Origin of the sequence: Amycolatopsis balhimycina FH 1894 (assembly GCF_000384295.1) — a bacterium.
In the GTDB taxonomy this organism is placed as follows: domain Bacteria; phylum Actinomycetota; class Actinomycetes; order Mycobacteriales; family Pseudonocardiaceae; genus Amycolatopsis; species Amycolatopsis balhimycina.
The window spans coordinates 2,678,221-2,695,603 of the sequence record NZ_KB913037.1 but is presented as its reverse complement, the minus strand read 5'-3'; the positions used below and the strand labels follow the sequence as shown (position 1 = coordinate 2,695,603).

The following is a 17,383-nucleotide window of genomic DNA, read 5'->3' as shown; positions in this document are numbered from 1 at the left end:
ATTCCCCTCCCGGGAGGAGGCTTACCCGGCACAATGGGCGGCCGACGAGGGGAGCGTGGATGAGCGAGCCGGGGGGACCGGGGCAGCGGCCCGAGGAGCAGTGGCCGCCGTACTCGTACCCGCAGCAACACCAGTATCCGCCGTGGCAGGCGCCGGTGCCGCCGAAGAAGGCGTCACCGGCCGCCGTGGTGCTGGTCAGCGGGTCGGTCGTGGTCGTCATCCTGATGGCGCTGGCGTTCCTGGCCTGGGGCTACCCCGGTTTTCTGCGCGATCCCGACGTGAAGACGCTGCCCGGGATCTCGCCGAGCGGCCAGGCGACGCTCGCGTCGCCCACGTCGACGGTCACGTCCCCGAGCTCCCCGGTGGCGCTCCCGGGCGGCCGGGCCCCGATGCCGAAGCGGACGAAGCCGCTGGCCAACCCGGTGACCTGCGCGTTCACGCCGGACTCCGGCTCGCCGGCGCCGAAGAAGGCCGCGTTGCCACCCGACGGCCCGGCCCCGTCTTCGGGGACGGTCGAAGTGCGGCTGGCGACGAGCGCGGGTGACATCGGGCTGACGCTGGACCGCGCGCTGGCGCCGTGCACGGTCGTGAACTTCCTGAGCCTGGCCGGGCAGGGCTTTTACGACGGCACGTCGTGTCACCGGCTGTCCGTGACGGCCGGGCTGCAGATGCTCCAGTGCGGCGACCCGGTGGGCGACGGCACCGGCGGCCCCGGCTACGCGATCCGCGACGAGGTGTTCCCCGAGCTGACGTACGGCCGCGGCATGCTCGCCATGGCGAAGACGAACCAGCCGGACTCGGGCGGCTCCCAGTTCTTCCTGGTCTACGGCGAGATCAATATCCCACCCGAGTACACGGTGTTCGGCAGCATCGACGAACCCGGCCTCGAGGTCGTCGACAAGGTCGCCCGCGGCGGCATCGACCAGTCCAAGCCGGGCATCGGCGACGGCAGCGGCCCCCCGAAGATCCCGGTGAAGCTCACCCACGTCACCACGTCGTGACGGAAGCGCCGGCACGCGTGATTGAAAGGTCGACACGCGTGATGGAAAGGTCGACACGAGCCAGCGCGGCCGGTTTCGGCGTGTCGTCCCTCAAATCACGCGTGCCGACCCTCTGATCACGCGTGCCGGTGGGTCAGGCGGGTTGCCAGAGCTCGATGCGGTTGCCTTCGGGGTCGGTGACCCAGCCGAAGCGGCCGACGCCGTCCATCTCCTGGGTTTCGGCGGCGACGTCGGCGCCTTGGGCGCGCAACTGGGTGAGCATGGCGTCCAGGTCCCGGACCCGGAAGTTGAGCATGGTCCGCTGGGACGGCGAACCGAAGTAGTCCGTCTCCGCCTCGAACGGCGCGAAGACGGTGGGGCCCGCCTCCGGGCGCCACACGCCGTTTTCGTCGGTGTCGAGGCCGAGGCAGTCGCGGTACCAGGCGCCCAGGGCCGCCGGGTCCGACGCGCGGATGAAGTACCCGCCGATTCCGAGCACGCGTTCCATGCCGTGAGCTTGCCAGCTCAGCCGGTGAACTGGTAGGCGCCCGCGTCGATCCGGGTGCCGACGGCGTTGCCGTCGACGTCGGTGTCCGCGTACTTCGTCCTGCCGAGGCCGATCGCCGGGCTGCCGGTGGTGAGGACGAGGTTGGTGGCCGAGGTGAACTTCGGGTCCGCGACCTTGTCCGTGGCGCCCGGGGTGAACTGCCGCTGACCGCCGTAGAAGACGTTGTGGTCGGTCGCGGTCCAGCCGGTGTCGGCGTACCCGACCTTCATGGCGGCCTGGATGACGTTCTGCGTGAGCTTCAGCGTCTGGTTCGTGCAGCCGCCGTAGCAGACGAAGCCCTCGGACTCGGCGTTGCTCAGCCGGATGGAGTTGTTGCGGAAGATCGTGCCGGTCACCGGGCCGTTCTGGTCGCCGGCGTCGCGCGTCACGATGCCGCCGCGGGTCTTGGCACCGAAGACGGCGTTGTACTCGTAGACGTTGTTGCGGGACACGCCGTCCGGGTCGTCGGAGTAGGTGCCCAGCTCGGTGAAGGACTCGTTGTCCTCGGAAATGTTGTGGTGGATGACGTTGTCCGAGCCGTAGAAGAGCTCGACGGCCGCGCCGTCCAGCCCGCCGAAGTCGTCGCTCACCGCGATCGACCCGCTGATCCGGTTCCAGCCGATGTCGGACCCGTTGCCCTGCACCAGGATCCCGAACGCGCCCGAGTCGTCGCTGCCGCCCGGGGTCACCCTGGTCATGTGGTTGTTGTCGACGAGGTCGTTCTGCGTGACCTCGGTGCCGTCGGCCGACGGCGCGATGTAGACGCCCGCGCCGGCACCGGTGATGTAGTTCGAGAGCACCTTGTCGTGGTCGCCGCCGACCTCGACGCCGGCCCAGGAGCAGCGCCCGGCGTCGGCCGCGACGCCGACCTGAAGGTCCTGCACCCAGACGTAGTTGCCGGGTAGGTTGACGCAGGCTTCGTCGTTGCCCTGCACGACCGGACGGGCGCCGTCGCCGTAGGCGCCGATCTTCACCGGCGCCGACGCGCTGCCCGATCCCTTGACCGATAGCCCGCCGGTCCAGGTCCGGCCGCGGCGCAGCAGCACGGTTTCCCCGGCCTTCAGTTCCGTCGCGGCGACCTTGGCGAGGGACTTCCACGGCGCGGCCTGCGTCCCGGCCGCGTTGTCGTTGCCGAGGGCCTGGTCGACGTAGTAGGTGGTCGGCGCCGCGGCGGCCTCGGTCGCGGTGACCGCGGTGACCGTGGTGGCTGTGGTGGCCGTGAGGGCGGCGAACACGCCGAGCGAGAGCAGTTTCCACTGGTTCGACATGGCCCGCGACGTTAACCCGGGCCCGTACACGGGCCGTACAAACTCAAGCGTTCGCCCGGCGAAGTCGTTCGGCCGCCTGGGCGCGGATGGCCTCTCCGCACACCGGGCGGTCGCCGTGGAGGGCTTCCCAGCGAGCGTTGTGCAGGGCGGGCCACAGACTGGCCGCCCACGCGACCTCCAGTTCCTCGTCGGTGAACCGGCGTCCGCGCAGGTCCTGGTACGTCGTCAGGAACGCGGCCGAACTCTCGATCGGCGCCAGCGTCGGCGGCGAGACACTGGCGAACGTCCCGCACGCCGCTCCCACCAGCGCCGCTTCCGGCTGCCACGCCAGGCTGTCCCAGTCGTCCACCGACCGGATCTCGCCGTCGCGCCAGCGGAGGTTCTGGGCTTCGAAGTCGGCGTGGCCCAGCACGCACGGCAGTTCCGCCGCCAGCAGTCGCTTTCGTGCCCGCGTCGCCGTCTCGACGACGTACTCGGGCACGACGCTCTGGTCCCGTTCGTCGAGGAAGCCGATCGACGGCCACAGTCCCGGATCCGCGTGGTCCCACCGGGCCCAGCGCGGGTTCGGCAGCGGCGGCGGGACGGTCACGCCGGTCAGTCCGGCCATCAGGCGGGTGAAGACCTCCGCGCAGCGCACGGCGACGTCCGGGGTGTCGCCCGGCAGCGGGGCTCCGCCGGGGCGGAACTCCTCGGCGTGCACGGCCAGCGCGCCGACGGCGATCACGGGGGTGAGCGGCCGTGGGCACGGGAACCCCCGTTCCGCCAACCGGCCCTGCGCGGTGACGCACGCCGCGGCGCGGCCCTCGTCCTCGCGCGCCTTCACGACCACCTCCCGCCCGTCGGCCAGCCGCAGCCCGGCCACCGCCGACAGCGACCGCCGTTCGAACAGCACGGCCGTGGGCGCGGCGCCCAGGTGCTCCGCGCACCACGACGCGAGCCACTCCACTCAGCGGTCCCTGGCCACGAGCGCCGCCTGGGTGCGGCTGGTGACGCCGAGCTTGGCCAGCACGTTGCCGACGTGCACCTTCACCGTCCGCTCGGCCAGCCGGAGCCGGGCCGCGATGTCCTTATTGGACAGTCCGTCGCCGAGCACCCGCGGCGACGCGGGCCCGAGCCGGCGCAGGACTTCGAGGCCGTCCATCCCGGGCAGGTAGAGGTCGAGCAGCACGACATCGGCCTCGACGGACGAGCCGAGCAGCTCCGGCCCGCTCGCGTACTGCCCGACGACGTCGAGGTCCGGCCGCGCGCCCTGGATCAGCGCGATCCCCTCGCGCACCAGCGCGTGGTCGTCGACGACCTGAACCCGGATCATGCCCGGTACTCTACTGTCGGCGCATGCGTCAGTCTCTCGTCACGACGGCCGTGCTGACCCACGGCGCGCGGGACGGCGACTGGGTCGTCAGTGTCGAGCTGCCAGCAGCCGGCAGGGCGAAGAGCTTCTTGCCGTTCGGCGGCCGGAAAAGGATCTCGCCGGTGTAGCCGGTCGTGCGGATGAGCGCGTCGGTCGCCTCCACCTCGTCGGCGACCCAGCCGGGCGTCACGCCGATCATGCGGTCGTGCGAGAAGCTGTGGTTGCCGATTTCGTGTCCCGCGGCGGCAATGTCGTGCGCCAGGTCGGGGTGCGCGGCGATGTCGCGGCCGATGAGGAAGAAGGTGGCCGGAACCTCACGGCTGCGAAGCGTGTCCAGGATCGCGTGGGTGCCCGCGGGATCGGGTCCGTCATCCAAGGTGAGGGCGACGACCTTCTCGCCGGTCTCGACGCGGTTCACGAGGATGCCGAAGAACTGGAAGGTCCGCGACTTCGCCACCTCGAACAGCGTGAACGCGGCAGCGAGGACGACGACCAGCACGCTCGCCACGACGATCGTCCACGTCCGGGCCCGGCGGGATTTCAAGATCATGCGGCTCACCCTGGCTCCCGGCCACGCGCGGAGGAAGCCGCTTAGGTACTAGTACCAAAGTTCGTGAAGGCCACCTTGAGGAACTTCAAGTTCCTCAAGGTGGCCTTCACGAAACGTCAGAGCGGGTTGAAGACGCCCAGGGGAGCGGTGCAGAACGGGCCGCCGACGTACTCGGCCGCCGCACCCGTCGGGGCAGGCTTCGAAGCAAGCTGTTCGGCGTACACCTCGGCGTCGTCCAGGGACTTGTAGCCCAGCGCTTCGGCTTCCGCGAGGGAGTAGATCCGGCGCGTGTTGTCCGAGACGCCCCAGATCAGCCGGTACCCGGGCGACGGCGCCGAAAGACACGCCTCGAACAGCCGGGCCGCGTCGTCGGGGGAGAGCCACGTCGACAGGCCGCGCGGGCCCAGCGGCAACGGCGTCTCGAAGCACGAGCCGATCCGGATCACGATGACGTCCATGCCGAAACGGGAGTGGTACAGGCTGCCCAGCGCCTCGATCGCCGCCTTGCTGACGCCGTAGTAGGTGTCCGGGCGGGGTGACGAGTCGGCGGGAAGGTCCGAGTCGATCCGGCGGAACCCGACCGCGTGATTGCTCGATGCCAGGATGACGCGCTGGATGCCCGCGGACCGTGCCGCCTCCAGGACCGTCTGCGTCCCGTTGATGTTGACGTCCAGGGTCGCTTCCCACGTGTTTTCGCGGCTGTGCCCGCCGAGGTGGATCAGCGCGTCGACGCCTTCGCACGCCGCCGCCATCGCCGAAGCGTCGGTGACCGAAGCGGTCACGATCTCCTCGCTGTCGGAAGACGCCGTCTGCGGGGCCAGGTCGAGCAGGCGCAGCGCCCGGCCGGGGCGCCGCAGGCGGGGGCGCATCAGGGTGCCGACGACACCCGCCGACCCGGTGATGAGCACGCGCTGGTCCGTCATGGGGTTCCTTTCACCAGAAGGGATTAACGGATGCCGGCGCGGCGCAGCTGCTGCCCGAGCTCGGCGGTGGTCTCGGCGAGCAGCTCGCCGACGCGGCGGGCGTCGTCGTCGGTGACCTGGTTGATCGGCATCGAGCAGCTGATCGCGTCGGTGCCGGGGATGCGGTAGGGGATCACCGCGGCCACGCACCGGACGCCCAGCGTGCCCTCCTCGATCTCGGCGGCGTACCCGCGTTCGCGGGTCGCGGCGAACTCGGCGTGCAGGCCTTCGAGCGTGGTGATGGTGTTCGGGGTCAGTGCGGGCAGCGTGGCCGGCATCAGCGCCTCGATCTCGTCGTGCGTCAGCTCGGCCAGCAGCGCCTTGCCCAGCGCGGTCGCGTGCGCGGGCAGCGTGCGCCCGACGCGCGAGACGAGGTGTGTGGAGCGCTGCGACTCGCGCGTCTCCAGGTAGACGACCTCGGTGCCGTTGCGGCGCGCGAAGTGCGCGGTGAAGCCGGTCTTCTCCCGGATGCGCTCCAGTGCTTCGGTGGCGAACGGGACGACGGCGTCGCGGTCCAGGTACGCCGTGCCGCAGATCAGCGCGCGGACGCCGAGGCGGTAGCGGGCGGTGTTCGTGTCGGCTTCCAGCCAGCCGGCTTCCAGCAGTGTCCGCAGCAGGCCGTGCAGCGACGAGCGCGGGAACCCCGTGCGGGCGTGCAGGTCGGACAGCGACAGCCAGACGTCGTTCGCCGCGAAGGTCTCGATGAGGTCGACGGCCCGGCGCGCGGATTTCACGCCGGAGGTCTCGGCGGGGGCTGCACCGTCGGCGGCCGCCGGATTGCCCACCTTCTGCGGCATTTGTGCTCCTCCGTCCGGCCGTTGACTTGTGACTCCGGCCATATTAGCGTCCCGAACAACGTTCTTATAGATGAACATAATCACTATAACAGACTCCGTTCACGGATGTGAACGATCACCGCATCGCCGTGGACGCGGAAAGGAGCCTGCGGTGCACGCACTCGACTGGGCGATGGTCTGCGCGTACTTCGCGCTGATGATCGTGATCGGCTGGTGGTCGCACAAGAGAGTCAGCGACGTGAAGGACTTCTTCACGGCCGGCGGGAAGATGCCGTGGTGGCTGGCCGGCATCTCGCACCACATGTCCGGCTACAGCGCCGTGCTCTTCGTCGCGTACGCGGGCGTCGCGTACACCACCGGCATCACCGTGTACTTCTGGGGCTTCGCCAGCATCGGCATCGGCGTGGGCATCGGCAGCTGGCTGTTCGCCGCCCGCTGGAACCGGTTGCGCTCGAAGCTCGGCGTCGCTTCGCCGCTGGAGTACCTGGCCAAGCGGTACAACGTGCCGACGCAGCAGGCGCTGGCCTGGAGTGGCAGCCTGCTGAAGATCTTCGACATCGCGGCCAAGTGGTTCGCCGTCGCGACCCTGCTGCACGTCTTCGCCGGGCTGGACTACAACCTCGGCATCCTCATCACCGGCGCGGTCACCCTGGTCTACTGCACCATCGGCGGCCTGTGGGCCGACGCGCTCACCGACTTCGGCCAGTTCGTCATCCAGGCCATCGCCGCGATCGTGATGATCGTCGTGGTGCTGGGCAAGCTGGGCGGGATCTCCGCGCTCTGGACGATGTGGGACAAGCTGCCCGCGAGCCACGTCGACCCGGTGACGTCCAAGTACACCACCATCTTCCTGCTCGTCTACGTGCTCGTGAAGACGCTGGAGTACAACGGAGGCATGTGGAACCTGGCGCAGCGGTACATGGCCGCGCCGACCACCCAGGAAGCCAAGCGCGGGGCGCGGCTTTCGTCCGCGCTGTACCTGTTGTGGCCGCTGGTGCTGATGTTCCCGATGTTCGCGGCACCGCTGCTCATCCCCGGCGTCAAGGACCCGACGCAGTCCTACGCGATCATGACCACGACGTTCCTGCCGCCGGGCCTGGTCGGCCTGGTGCTGGCCGGCATCTTCTCGCACACCATGGCGATGGTCTCCTCCGACGCGAACGCGATCTCCGCGGTGATCACCCGCGACATGATCCCGGCGATGTTCCGCCGCACCCGGCAGTGGACCGACGTCCAGGGCCTGAAGGCGGCGCGGATCACCACGGTGATCTTTGTCGCGCTGACCATGGTCGTGGCCACCCAGGCGCAGAACCTCGGCGGCGTGCTGCAGATCGTCGTCAACTGGGTCGCCGCGCTGATGGGCCCGATCTCGATCCCGCTGCTGCTGGGCATGCTGCCGTGGTTCCGCAGGTGCGGCCCGCGCGCGGCGCTGATCTCCTGGGCGGGCGGCCTGATCGACTACGCGCTGGTGTACTACGTGTTCAAGGCGAACCAGACGGTGCTGGTCGCGACGCCGATCCTGGTCTCGCTCGCCCTGTACATCGGGCTCGGCCTGCTCGCCCCCGAGCGCAGTGCGGCCGCCGATGAGATCGTCGACACCGTGAACGCCGCCGACGACGACGTCGAGCGCAAGAAGGAAGGCACGACCGTGCCCGCCTGACGCCGGCCACACCCGGCCGACCCGAATAAAGGACGAGAGAGCAGAAACTGATGGCACAGAACGAGATCGAGCTGGACGGCCTGCTGGCGTTCCCCCTCACCCCGTTCACCGATGACCTCGAGGTCAACCTCGACGCGCTCGCGGAGAACGTGGAGAGCCACATCGCGGCGGGCGCCGGTGCGCTGTTCGTCGCGTGCGGCACCGGCGAGTTCAGCTCGCTCTCGCCCGCCGAGGTCGCCTCGGTGCTCGCCCGGTCCCGTGAGGCGGCCGCCGGCCGCGTCCCGGTCTGGGTGGGCGCCGGGGGCGGCGCGGCGTCGGCGCGGGCCGGCATCGCGGCGGCCCAGGCCGGGGGTGCGGACGGGGTGCTGCTGCTGCCGCCGTACCTCGTTTCCGGGCCGCAGGCGGGGCTGGTCGACTTCGTCCGCTACGCCGTCGGCGACTCGTCCGTGCCGGTGATCGTCTACCACCGCGGCACCGGCGTGTTCACCCCGCCGGCCGCGGCTTCGCTGCTGGAGATCCCCTCGGTCGTCGGGCTCAAGGACGGCTACGGCGACGTCGAGTGCATGACCCGGATCGTCACCACGATCCGGTCGCTGGACACCGAGCGGGCGCGGAACTTCCTGTTCTTCAACGGCTTGCCGACCGCGGAGGTCTCGGCCAAGGCGTACGCCGCGATCGGGGTCGCCCGGTACTCCTCGGCGGTGCACTGCTTTGCGCCGGAGATCGCGCACCGCTTCCACCGCGCGCTCGGCGAGGGTGACACGCGGGTGATGGACGCTCTGCTGGCCGGGTTCTACCTGCCGCTGGTGGCGTTGCGGGACGAGACGCCCGGGTTCGCCGTGTCGCTGGTGAAGGCCGCCGCCCGGCTGCGCGGTGACAAGGTCGGCCCGGTCCGGCCGCCGCTGATCGAGCCGACGCCGGAGCAGATCCGCCGGCTCGAGAAGGTCGTGGAGGACGGTTTCGTGACGCTGAAGGGGCTCGGCTGATGCAGATCCTCGACGTGGTGCTGACCCCGGTCGCGTTCGCCGACCCGCCGCTGCTCAACGTCATGGGCGTGCACGAGCCGTTCGCGCTGCGCAGCGTCGTGCAGGTGAAGTGCGAAGACGGCGTCGTCGGGCTCGGCGAGTCCTACGGCGACGAAGCCTTCCTCGGCGAGGTGCGCAAGGTGCTGCCGCGGCTGCGCGGCCACGACGTGTTCGACCTGCCCGGCCTGCAGCGGCTGGTCGCCGAAGCGCTGTCGGACACGGTGCTGACCGACGCGCACGGCCTGATCGGCGGCTTCTCCATCCGCAAGACCATCGCGAGCGTGTACTCGCTGTTCGAGGTCGCCTGCCTGGACGCGCAGGGCCACTACCTGGGCCGTCCGGTGACCGACCTGCTCGGCGGCAAGGCCCGTGACGCCGTCGAGTTCTCCGCCTACCTGTTCTACAAGTACGGCAAGCACATCGACGGCCGCGAGGACTCCTGGGGCGAGATCACCACGCCCGAGACGCTGGCCGGGTCCGCGAAGCGGATGTTCGACGAGTACGGCTTCCGGTCGATCAAGCTCAAGGGCGGGGTCTACGAGCCCGCGCAGGAGATCGAAGGGGTCCGCGCGCTGGCCGAAGCGTTCCCCGGGCACCCGCTGCGGATCGACCCGAACGGCGCGTGGACGGTCGAGACGAGCATCCGCGTGGCGTCCGAACTGGACGGTGTGCTCGAGTACCTGGAAGACCCGACGCCGGGTATCGAAGGCATGGCGCGGGTGGCCGAGCAGGCGTCGATGCCGCTGGCCACCAACATGTGCGTGGTCAACTTCGGCGACGTCGAGCCGGGCTTCCGGGCGCGCGCCATCGGCGTGCTGCTGTCGGACCACCACTTCTGGGGCGGGTTGCGCGCGACGCAGGCGTTGTCGGTGACGTGCGAGAGCTTCGGCGTCGGGCTGTCGATGCACTCCAACAGCCACCTAGGAATCAGCCTGGCCGCGATGGTGCAGGTCGCCGCCGCGACGCCGCACCTGACCTACGCCTGCGACACGCACTGGCCGTGGAAGGTCGAGGACGTCATCGAGCCGGGTGTGCTGGAGTTCACCGACGGCGCCGTCGCGGTGCCCACGACCCCCGGGCTCGGGATCACGCTCGACGAGGACGCGCTGGCGAAGCTGCACGAGAACTACGTCCGATGTGGACTGACCAAGCGGGACGACGTGACGTACATGCGCAAGTACGTGCCCGGGTTCGAGACGAACACGGCGAGGTGGTGAGCCGGTGAAGGTGACGGGATACGCCTACCCCTGGGACGTCCTGGCGGACGGGTTCGCCGCCCGCGCCCGCGACCTGGGTGTCGACGAGGTCGCCGTGGCGCTGTCGTACCACAGCGCCCGCGCGGCGACGCCGTGGTCGGCGTCGGCCACGGCCGTGGTCGCGCGGCACGCGGCGTTCTACCGGCCGGTTGCCGGCGGGTGGGGCGAGCTGCGTCCGTCCACTCCGGACTGGGTCGCCCCGGACTCCGGGGGAGACGCCGTCCGGTTGCTCAACGAGGCCGGGATCCCGGCCGCCGCCTGGATCGTCCTGACCCACAACTCCCAGCTGGGCTACGAGCACCCGGACGTCGTGGTGCGGAACTGCTTCGGCGAGGCGTACCCGTGGGCGCTGTGTCCTTCGCAGCCCGCCGTGCGCGAGTACGCCGCGAAGGTGACCGAGGAGGCCGTCGCCGGGCTGGACCTGTCGTCGGTGATCCTCGAAGCGTGCGGTCCGCTCGGCGCGGTGCACCAGCACCAGCACGAGAAGACCGACGGCGTGTGGGCGCCCGCGGTGGCCCGGCTGCTGTCGATCTGCTGCTGCGACGCCTGCGCTTCCGGGTGGGATCTCGACGCCGGCGCCGTCCGGGCGCAGCTGGCCAACGAGGTGCGGCGGCTGATCGCGACCGGCGACCTCGGCGTGACGGCGGACGGCTTGCCGCCGTCACTGACCCAGCAGCTTCTGGTGACCAGGCAGAAGGCCACCGACGAGCTGCGGGCCGCGGTTTTGGCCACGCTGCCGCCGGGCATCCGGATCGTGCTGCACGGCGCCCTCGACCCCTGGGTCACCGGCGCGCTGCCCGGGCTGACGCCGTCCGCGCCCGACGACGTCGACGCGGTCGTCTTGTTCGGGTGGGCCCCCGCCACGGGAGCCGAGGCCGTCGCGGCGGCCCGGGAGGCCCTGCCCGAACGCGTGGCGATCGCCAGTTACATCACCGCGGTCGCCGCCGCGCCGGTGCCGGACATCGCCGCCTACGTCGGCGAGCTGGCCAAGGCGGGCGCGGCCGAACTGCACCTGTACCACCTCGGCTTGGCCGGTCCGGGTCGCTGGCCCGACCTGGAAACGGCCACCGCCGCCGCCCACGAAACGCACTGAGGAGCTGTACCCGAAATGAGCCAGGCCACTGACGCCGCCACGCTCGAGAAGATCCTGGCGGGAGCCGCCGAAGCCGCCCGCCCCGCCGCCGAGGCCACCCCGCCCGAACGCGCCCGCTGGCTGACCGCGGTCGCCGACGCCCTCGACGCCGCCGCGGGCGAACTGGTCCCGCTGGCGCACGCCGAGACGCACCTGCCCGAGGCACCGCGGCTGCAGGGCGAGCTGAAGCGCACGACGTTCCAGCTGCGCCTGTTCGCCGAGGTCCTCGCGGACGGCGAGTACCTCGGCGCCACCGTCGACCACGCCGACCCGGACTGGCCGATGGGTCCCCGCCCGGACATCCGCCGGGTCAAGACCGCGATCGGCCCGGTGCTGGTGTTCGCCGCCAGTAACTTCCCGTTCGCGTTCAGCGTCGCCGGCGGTGACACCGCGTCCGCGCTGGCCGCGGGCTGCCCGGTGATCCTCAAGGCCCACTCCGGGCACCCGGAGCTGTCCGCGAAGACCGGCTCGATCGTGCGCGAGGCGCTGATCAAGGCGGGCGCTCCCGCCGCCCTGTTCACCGTGATCTTCGGCCAGGAGCAAGGGGCAAAGGCGCTGAAGGACCCGCGGATCGCCGCGGGGTCCTTCACCGGCTCGATCCCGGGCGGGCGCGCGCTGTTCGACATCGCGAACGCGCGGCCGCGGCCGATCCCGTTCTACGGCGAGCTCGGCAGCGTGAACCCGGTCGTGGTCACCGAGGCCGCGATCGCCGCGCGCGGGGAAGCCGTCGCCCAGGGCTACGCCGGGTCGTTCACCCTCGGCGCCGGCCAGTTCTGCACCAAGCCGGGCCTGCTGTTCCTGCCGGAAGACCACGGGCTGACCGACGCGCTGCGCTCGGCGCTGGCCGGCGCCGCGGCCCAGCCGATGCTCAACGACCGCATCGCCGGCGGGTACTCGTCGCAGCTTTCGAAGCTGCGCGAGGTCCCGGGCGTCGAGGTCGTCGCCGAGTCGCCGTCCGACTCGCCCGCCTTCACGCCGACGCTGCTCGCCACCACCGGCAAGCAGTTCCTCGAGGGCGGCGCCACCGTGCACGAGGAGTGCTTCGGCCCGGCGTCGCTGATCGTCACCTACGCCGACCAGGCGGAACTGCTGCGCCTGCTCGACGTCATCGAACCGGGGCTCACCGCCACGATCCACGGCGAAGAGTCCGATGTGGACTGGATCCGGCCGGTGTTGCCGGCTCTGGCCCGCATCGCCGGCCGGCTGCTGTGGAACGACTGGCCCACCGGCGTCACGGTGAGCTGGGCCCAGCAGCACGGCGGCCCGTACCCGGCCACGACGGCCCCGACCACGACGTCCGTGGGCACCGCCGCGATCGAGCGGTTCCTGCGCCCGGTCGCGTGGCAGGGCTTCCCGGACGCGCTGCTGCCCGAACCCCTGCAGGAGGCCAACCCCTGGCAGCTGCCCCGCCGCACCGACGGCACCCGCTGACCCGCCACTTTCACGTGAAAGCTCCCACCTTGCCCCGCCACTTTCACGTGAAAGTGGCGGGGTAGGGCCGCCGCCGCAGAACTGAATTTCCGTTCCCCCGCAAGCCAAGGACGTCTTGATCCTGGGAGGCATTGTCATGCCCGTGAACCGGAGAAATGCCCTGCGCGGCGGTGCCCTGGCGGCCGCTTCCACCGTGCTCCTGACCCGCCCGGCCTTCGGCGCCGGCCGGGTACCGATGGCCGCGGCCCCCGCCGCGAGCCCGGTGCCCGCCGCGACCGCGCCGATCGTCGCCGCCTACCGGCAGCTGCAGACCGGCATCAACCGGCCGTCGCCGGAACGTGCCGAGGCGCTGGCCAACCTCGGTCGCGTCGCCAAGGCCTACAACGCGAGCATGTCCGTGGCAGGCGGTGGCGCTCCACTGTGGACGGACCTGCCGCTCGGCCCGGGCAGCGACTACACGACGTCGATGTACGCCCGGCTGCGCGCGATCGCCGTCGACTGGGGCACACCGGGTGCTGCGTTGTCGGGTGACCCGGTCGTGCTCGACCGGATCACGTCGGCGCTGGAACTGATCCACACCAGCCAGTACAACGAGAACGTCGGCGAGATCGGCAACTGGTACACCTACGAGATCGGCATCCCGTACTACCTGCTGCACACGCTTTCGGTGGTCGCCGACCGGCTGACCGCGGACCAGCTGGCGCGGTACCTGGCGCCGGTCAAGCGGTTCGTCGGCGACCCGAACCGGCGCGCGAACAACGCGGCGGTGGTCGAAACCGGCGCCAACCGCGCGGACAAGGCGCTCATCTCGATCGTGTCCGGCGCGCTGCTCGGCGACACGGCGTGGATCAGGACCGGCATCGACGCGCTGACGGACGTCGCGGGCGGCGGCGCGGCGAGCGTCGTCGCGAAGCTGGATCGCGCGGCGGGGGACGGCTTCCACGTCGACGGCTCGTTTATCCAGCACGACACCATCCCGTACCCCGGGCACTACGGCATCGTGCTGCTGACCGCGCTCGCCGGGGCCATCCACGTCACCCGGGGCACCGAGTACGCGCTCCCGCAGCCGTTGAAGGACAAGATCTACGCGCTGGTCGCCGACAGCTACGCGCCATTCGTCTACGCGGGTGCGCTGATGGAGCCGGTGCGCGGGCGGATGCTGTCGCGGCAGGGGGAGACCGGCCACGACATCGGCCACCAGCTCACCGTCGCGACGCTGGTGCTGGCGAGGACGGCGTCCGGCAAGACGAAGTCGGACCTGAACTCCCTCGCCGCGAAGTGGATCAAGGAAGGCACGTACGCGCCTTTCCTGAAGATCCCGGACCCCGAGCGGTTCGCGCCCGGGCCGGACCTGGTGGCCACTCCGGGCATCGAGTTCGCGCAGGAGATGCTGGCTTCGGGAACGCGTCCGGCGCGGGCCGAGGCCACGCACCGGATCTTCGGCCAGCAGGACCGGATGGTGCACGTCACCGAGGACTGGTCGGCGTCCCTGGGCGTCAGCTCGACGCGGATTTCGCGCTACGAAGCCATCAACGGCCAGAACATGAAGGGCTACCACGTCGGCGACGGCGTGCTCTACACGTTCCTGCCGAACGCCAAGGGGCACTACACCGACGCCTACTGGCCGACGGTGGACCCGCTGCTGCTGCCGGGAACGACCGAGAACGACGGCCCGGCCGACCCGAAGTTCGGCGGGGTCCCGGTGGGCCCGAACGCGCACACCGGCGGGGTCGGCTGGGACGCGCGGCACGGCGCCTACGCGTTCGACTTCAAGTCTTGGGACGGGTCGTTGGCCGCGAAGAAGTCGTGGTTCTTCACGCCGTCCGGGATCGTGTGCCTCGGCGCCGGGATCACCGGCACGTCCGGGTACGCCGTGCGCACGACGATCGAAAACCGCAACCTCGGCGAAGGCGGCCGGGGCACGCTGCTCGCGGACGGCCAGCGCGTGCCTGCCGACCTCGGGAAAGCCGCCGCGCTGCGCAAGCCGCACTGGCTGCACCTGGAGAACGTCGGCGGTTACCTGGTCCTGGACGGCGACGCGGTGACCGCGCTGCGCGAGGACCGGACGGGTGCGTGGCGCGACATCGACACCGGCGCCAACACCAAGGGCACCACGACGCCGAACACGCGCCGGTACCAGAAGCTGATCCTGGAACACGGTGTCAAGCCCACGGACGCGAAGTACGCGTACGCGGTGCTGCCGGGCGCTTCGGTGATCGACACGCTCACAGCGTCGTGGGCGTGGCGCGTGCTGGCGAACACCCCGGTGGTCCAGGCGGTCCGGGTGGCCGACGGCACGGTCCTGGCGAACTTCTTCGCGGCGGGCTCGGTCGGCGACCTCGCGGTGTCCGGGCCGGTGTCGGTGGCGATCGGGCGGTGCGGCAGCCGGCGTCAGCTGGCGGTGTCGGACCCGACCCAGCTGCAGGACAGCGTGACGGTGACCGTCCGCGGCAAGTCCGTGAAGGTGCCGCTGAAGGGCACGTTCGGCGCGACGCAGGTGGTCCCGTTGTAAAGCAGGCCCCCCGCCGGGCCGGTGCCCCGACCCGGTCCGGCGGGGTCCCCACCTCGGTTAGGCTCCGGTGCATGACCGAACACGTGGACGTCCTGATCGTGGGCGCCGGCCTGTCGGGCATCGGCGCGGCCTGCCGGCTGCGGGAGCGGTTGCCGGGCAAGACCTACGCCGTGGTGGAGGCTCGTGACACGATCGGCGGGACTTGGGACCTCTTCCGGTACCCGGGCATCCGGTCCGATTCGGACATGTTCACCCTCGGTTACCCGTTCCGGCCGTGGAAGGACGCGAAGGCGATCGCCGACGGGCCGTCGATCCTGGCCTACATCCGCTCGACGGCCGAGGCTTTCGGGGTGACCGGACACATCCGCTTCGGGCACCGGGTCGTGCGCGCGTCGTGGTCGTCGTCCTCGGCGCTGTGGACGGTCTCGACGGCGCACGGGGCGACGTTCACCTGCCGGTTCCTGTACCTGTGCAGTGGTTACTACTCGTACGAGTCCGGGCACGTCGTCGACTTCCCGGGGCAGCCCGAGTTCCGGGGCGAGGTCGTGCACCCGCAGCACTGGCCCGCTTCGCTGGATTACACGGGGCGGCGCGTGGTCGTGATCGGCAGCGGCGCGACGGCGGTGACGCTGGTCCCGGCGCTCGCTTCGCGCGCTTCGCACGTGACGATGCTGCAGCGGTCACCGTCCTACGTCGTGGCGCGGCTCGGGCACGACGCGCTGGCCGACCGGATCCGCGCGCTGCTGCCGGAGAAGCTCGCCCACCGGCTGGTCCGCGGCAAGAACGTGGTGACGGGGACGCTGTACTTCCAGCTGATGCGCCCGGCGTGCCGAACCTCGCCTGGTGCGTCGGCTACACGAACAGCTCGTGGACGCTGCGCGCGGACCTGACGTCTCAGCATGTGTGCCGGCTGGTGGAGTACCTGGACCGCCGCGGTTTTTCGTCGTGCACCCCGGACGCCGCTTCGGCGTCGACGGCGGGCACGCCGCGCCCGATCGTGGACCTGGCGTCGGGGTACATCAAGAGAGCCGCCGCGGGCCTGCCGAAGCAGGGCGGGCGGCGGCCCTGGACGATCCGGCAGAACTACCTGCTGGACTTGGCGGACATGCGGTTCGGCCGGGTGGACGACGGAGTGCTGCGCTTCGGCCGCACTCCGGCCCCGGTTCCCGCGGCGCCCTGAATCCGTTCTCCTGGCTCAGCTTTCGTGTTCGCGCAGCAGCCGGCGGACGGCGTCCCGGTCGCCCTCGATCGTCAGCCGGCCGCCGTCGATGGCTTCGTCGAGGTGGGACGGCTGTTCCAACAGCGCGTTCAGCGTCGGCGGATCGGTCCGGATCGTGGCGTCCGGGCCGTCGGGCTCGCCCGGCTCGACCGTGAGGCGGCCAGGCTCGGTGCGGACCGTCCACACGCGAGAGTCGAGTTCGACGCGGTAGCAGGCGGTGCCGTGCGGGCGAGCTGACCCGCGGAGGTACAGCAGCACGGAGGTGACGCCGAGCGAAGCGGGCTGTGGGCGCGGGATGCGCGCGCCCCAGTCACCCAGCGTCAGCACGACCGGCTCCAGCTCGCGGCCCCATTCGGTGAGCTCGTAGACCGTCGACGCGGCCGGGGGTGGCAGCGGCCGGCGCGCGACGACGCCACGGCCCTCGAGCTCGCGGAGCCGGTCGGTGACCAGGTTCGAGCTGGCGCCCGGCAGCGCGCGGCGGACGTCGGAGAACCGCTGCGGCCCGAGCAGCAGCTCGCGCACCACGAGCAGGGCCCAGCGTTCCCCCACGACGTCCAGCGCGCGGGCGATCGTGCAGGCGTCCCCGTAACTGCGGCTCGTCGGCATGATGCGAATGTACAACTATGTGGTTGTTTTTAACAACTTCCTGTGGGTACGCTGGACCGCGTCCGGACGTCGACGGGAAGGAACAGT

At 71.0% G+C, this 17,383-nt stretch carries 15 protein-coding genes and 1 pseudogene; 8 read left to right on the top strand and 8 right to left on the bottom strand.

Features of this window, described 5'->3' with window-relative positions; all coding sequences use genetic code 11:
• Positions 1-59: 59 nt before the first annotated feature.
• Positions 60-1,001: a peptidylprolyl isomerase gene (locus tag A3CE_RS0111415; RefSeq protein ID WP_026468378.1), complete on the top strand. Its 942-nt coding sequence runs from the start codon at positions 60-62 to the stop codon at positions 999-1,001.
• 133 nt (positions 1,002-1,134) lie between these two features.
• Here A3CE_RS0111415 and A3CE_RS0111410 read toward each other — a convergent pair whose 3' ends face one another.
• The 7 genes from A3CE_RS0111410 to A3CE_RS0111380 form a co-directional block, all read right to left on the bottom strand.
• The gene (locus A3CE_RS0111410) at positions 1,135-1,488 is read right to left on the bottom strand and encodes a VOC family protein (protein WP_020640219.1); all 354 of its coding nucleotides are present in this window, start codon (positions 1,486-1,488) and stop codon (positions 1,135-1,137) included.
• Between the two features lie 17 nt (positions 1,489-1,505).
• Positions 1,506-2,795, bottom strand: a complete 1,290-nt coding sequence (locus A3CE_RS0111405) for a right-handed parallel beta-helix repeat-containing protein (protein WP_020640218.1) — start codon at positions 2,793-2,795, stop codon at positions 1,506-1,508.
• 43 nt (positions 2,796-2,838) lie between these two features.
• The gene (locus A3CE_RS53445) at positions 2,839-3,741 is read right to left on the bottom strand and encodes a phosphotransferase (protein WP_020640217.1); all 903 of its coding nucleotides are present in this window, start codon (positions 3,739-3,741) and stop codon (positions 2,839-2,841) included.
• Positions 3,742-4,107, bottom strand: coding sequence for a response regulator transcription factor (locus tag A3CE_RS0111395; protein ID WP_020640216.1), 366 nt, complete (start codon positions 4,105-4,107; stop codon positions 3,742-3,744).
• A gap of 28 nt (positions 4,108-4,135) precedes the next feature.
• Positions 4,136-4,696 carry a polysaccharide deacetylase family protein gene (locus A3CE_RS50855; RefSeq protein ID WP_020640215.1) on the bottom strand — a complete coding sequence of 187 codons (561 nt, stop codon included), beginning with the start codon at positions 4,694-4,696 and terminating at the stop codon, positions 4,136-4,138.
• A gap of 116 nt (positions 4,697-4,812) precedes the next feature.
• The gene (locus tag A3CE_RS0111385; RefSeq protein WP_020640214.1) at positions 4,813-5,619 is read right to left on the bottom strand and encodes an NAD-dependent epimerase/dehydratase family protein; all 807 of its coding nucleotides are present in this window, start codon (positions 5,617-5,619) and stop codon (positions 4,813-4,815) included.
• Positions 5,620-5,642: 23 nt separating this feature from the next.
• Complete coding sequence (locus A3CE_RS0111380; RefSeq protein ID WP_020640213.1) at positions 5,643-6,455, bottom strand: IclR family transcriptional regulator; 813 nt, start codon at positions 6,453-6,455, stop codon at positions 5,643-5,645.
• A 151-nt stretch (positions 6,456-6,606) separates the two neighbouring features.
• Here A3CE_RS0111380 and A3CE_RS0111375 point away from each other — a divergent pair, with 151 nt between their 5' ends.
• The 7 genes and pseudogenes from A3CE_RS0111375 to A3CE_RS50850 all read left to right on the top strand — a co-directional run bounded on the left by A3CE_RS0111375 (position 6,607) and on the right by A3CE_RS50850 (position 16,651).
• Complete coding sequence (locus A3CE_RS0111375) at positions 6,607-8,115, top strand: sodium:solute symporter family protein (protein ID WP_020640212.1); 1,509 nt, start codon at positions 6,607-6,609, stop codon at positions 8,113-8,115.
• Between the two features lie 50 nt (positions 8,116-8,165).
• Positions 8,166-9,101, top strand: coding sequence for a 5-dehydro-4-deoxyglucarate dehydratase (locus A3CE_RS0111370; RefSeq protein ID WP_020640211.1), 936 nt, complete (start codon positions 8,166-8,168; stop codon positions 9,099-9,101).
• Positions 9,101-10,357, top strand: a complete 1,257-nt coding sequence (locus A3CE_RS0111365; RefSeq protein ID WP_020640210.1) for a glucarate dehydratase family protein — start codon at positions 9,101-9,103, stop codon at positions 10,355-10,357. Before A3CE_RS0111370 ends, A3CE_RS0111365 begins: the two co-directional genes overlap by 1 nt.
• Positions 10,358-10,361: 4 nt before the next feature.
• Entirely contained in the window at positions 10,362-11,489 is a 1,128-nt protein-coding gene (locus A3CE_RS0111360; protein WP_020640209.1) for a hypothetical protein, read from the top strand.
• 15 nt (positions 11,490-11,504) lie between these two features.
• On the top strand, positions 11,505-12,959 hold the full coding sequence (locus A3CE_RS0111355; protein ID WP_020640208.1) for an aldehyde dehydrogenase (NADP(+)): 1,455 nt from the start codon (positions 11,505-11,507) through the stop codon (positions 12,957-12,959).
• A 136-nt stretch (positions 12,960-13,095) separates the two neighbouring features.
• Positions 13,096-15,471: a polysaccharide lyase 8 family protein gene (locus A3CE_RS0111350; protein WP_020640207.1), complete on the top strand. Its 2,376-nt coding sequence runs from the start codon at positions 13,096-13,098 to the stop codon at positions 15,469-15,471.
• A 71-nt stretch (positions 15,472-15,542) separates the two neighbouring features.
• A pseudogene (locus A3CE_RS50850) lies at positions 15,543-16,651 on the top strand (flavin-containing monooxygenase).
• A 15-nt stretch (positions 16,652-16,666) separates the two neighbouring features.
• Here the strand turns inward: A3CE_RS50850 and A3CE_RS0111340 are convergent.
• Complete coding sequence (locus tag A3CE_RS0111340; RefSeq protein WP_026468377.1) at positions 16,667-17,296, bottom strand: winged helix-turn-helix transcriptional regulator; 630 nt, start codon at positions 17,294-17,296, stop codon at positions 16,667-16,669.
• Positions 17,297-17,383 lie beyond the last annotated feature (87 nt).

Bases quoted from the DNA above. Each gene is read 5' to 3' on its own strand.
- A3CE_RS0111415 (WP_026468378.1), top strand. From the start codon at position 60: ATGAGCGAGCCGGGGGGACCGGGGCAGCGGCCCGAGGAGCAGTGGCCG.
- A3CE_RS0111410 (WP_020640219.1), bottom strand. From the start codon at position 1,488: ATGGAACGCGTGCTCGGAATCGGCGGGTACTTCATCCGCGCGTCGGAC.
- A3CE_RS0111405 (WP_020640218.1), bottom strand. From the start codon at position 2,795: ATGTCGAACCAGTGGAAACTGCTCTCGCTCGGCGTGTTCGCCGCCCTC.
- A3CE_RS0111395 (WP_020640216.1), bottom strand. From the start codon at position 4,107: ATGATCCGGGTTCAGGTCGTCGACGACCACGCGCTGGTGCGCGAGGGG.
- A3CE_RS50855 (WP_020640215.1), bottom strand. From the start codon at position 4,696: ATGATCTTGAAATCCCGCCGGGCCCGGACGTGGACGATCGTCGTGGCG.
- A3CE_RS0111385 (WP_020640214.1), bottom strand. From the start codon at position 5,619: ATGACGGACCAGCGCGTGCTCATCACCGGGTCGGCGGGTGTCGTCGGC.
- A3CE_RS0111380 (WP_020640213.1), bottom strand. From the start codon at position 6,455: ATGCCGCAGAAGGTGGGCAATCCGGCGGCCGCCGACGGTGCAGCCCCC.
- A3CE_RS0111370 (WP_020640211.1), top strand. From the start codon at position 8,166: ATGGCACAGAACGAGATCGAGCTGGACGGCCTGCTGGCGTTCCCCCTC.
- A3CE_RS0111365 (WP_020640210.1), top strand. From the start codon at position 9,101: ATGCAGATCCTCGACGTGGTGCTGACCCCGGTCGCGTTCGCCGACCCG.
- A3CE_RS0111355 (WP_020640208.1), top strand. From the start codon at position 11,505: ATGAGCCAGGCCACTGACGCCGCCACGCTCGAGAAGATCCTGGCGGGA.
- A3CE_RS0111350 (WP_020640207.1), top strand. From the start codon at position 13,096: ATGCCCGTGAACCGGAGAAATGCCCTGCGCGGCGGTGCCCTGGCGGCC.
- A3CE_RS0111340 (WP_026468377.1), bottom strand. From the start codon at position 17,296: ATGCCGACGAGCCGCAGTTACGGGGACGCCTGCACGATCGCCCGCGCG.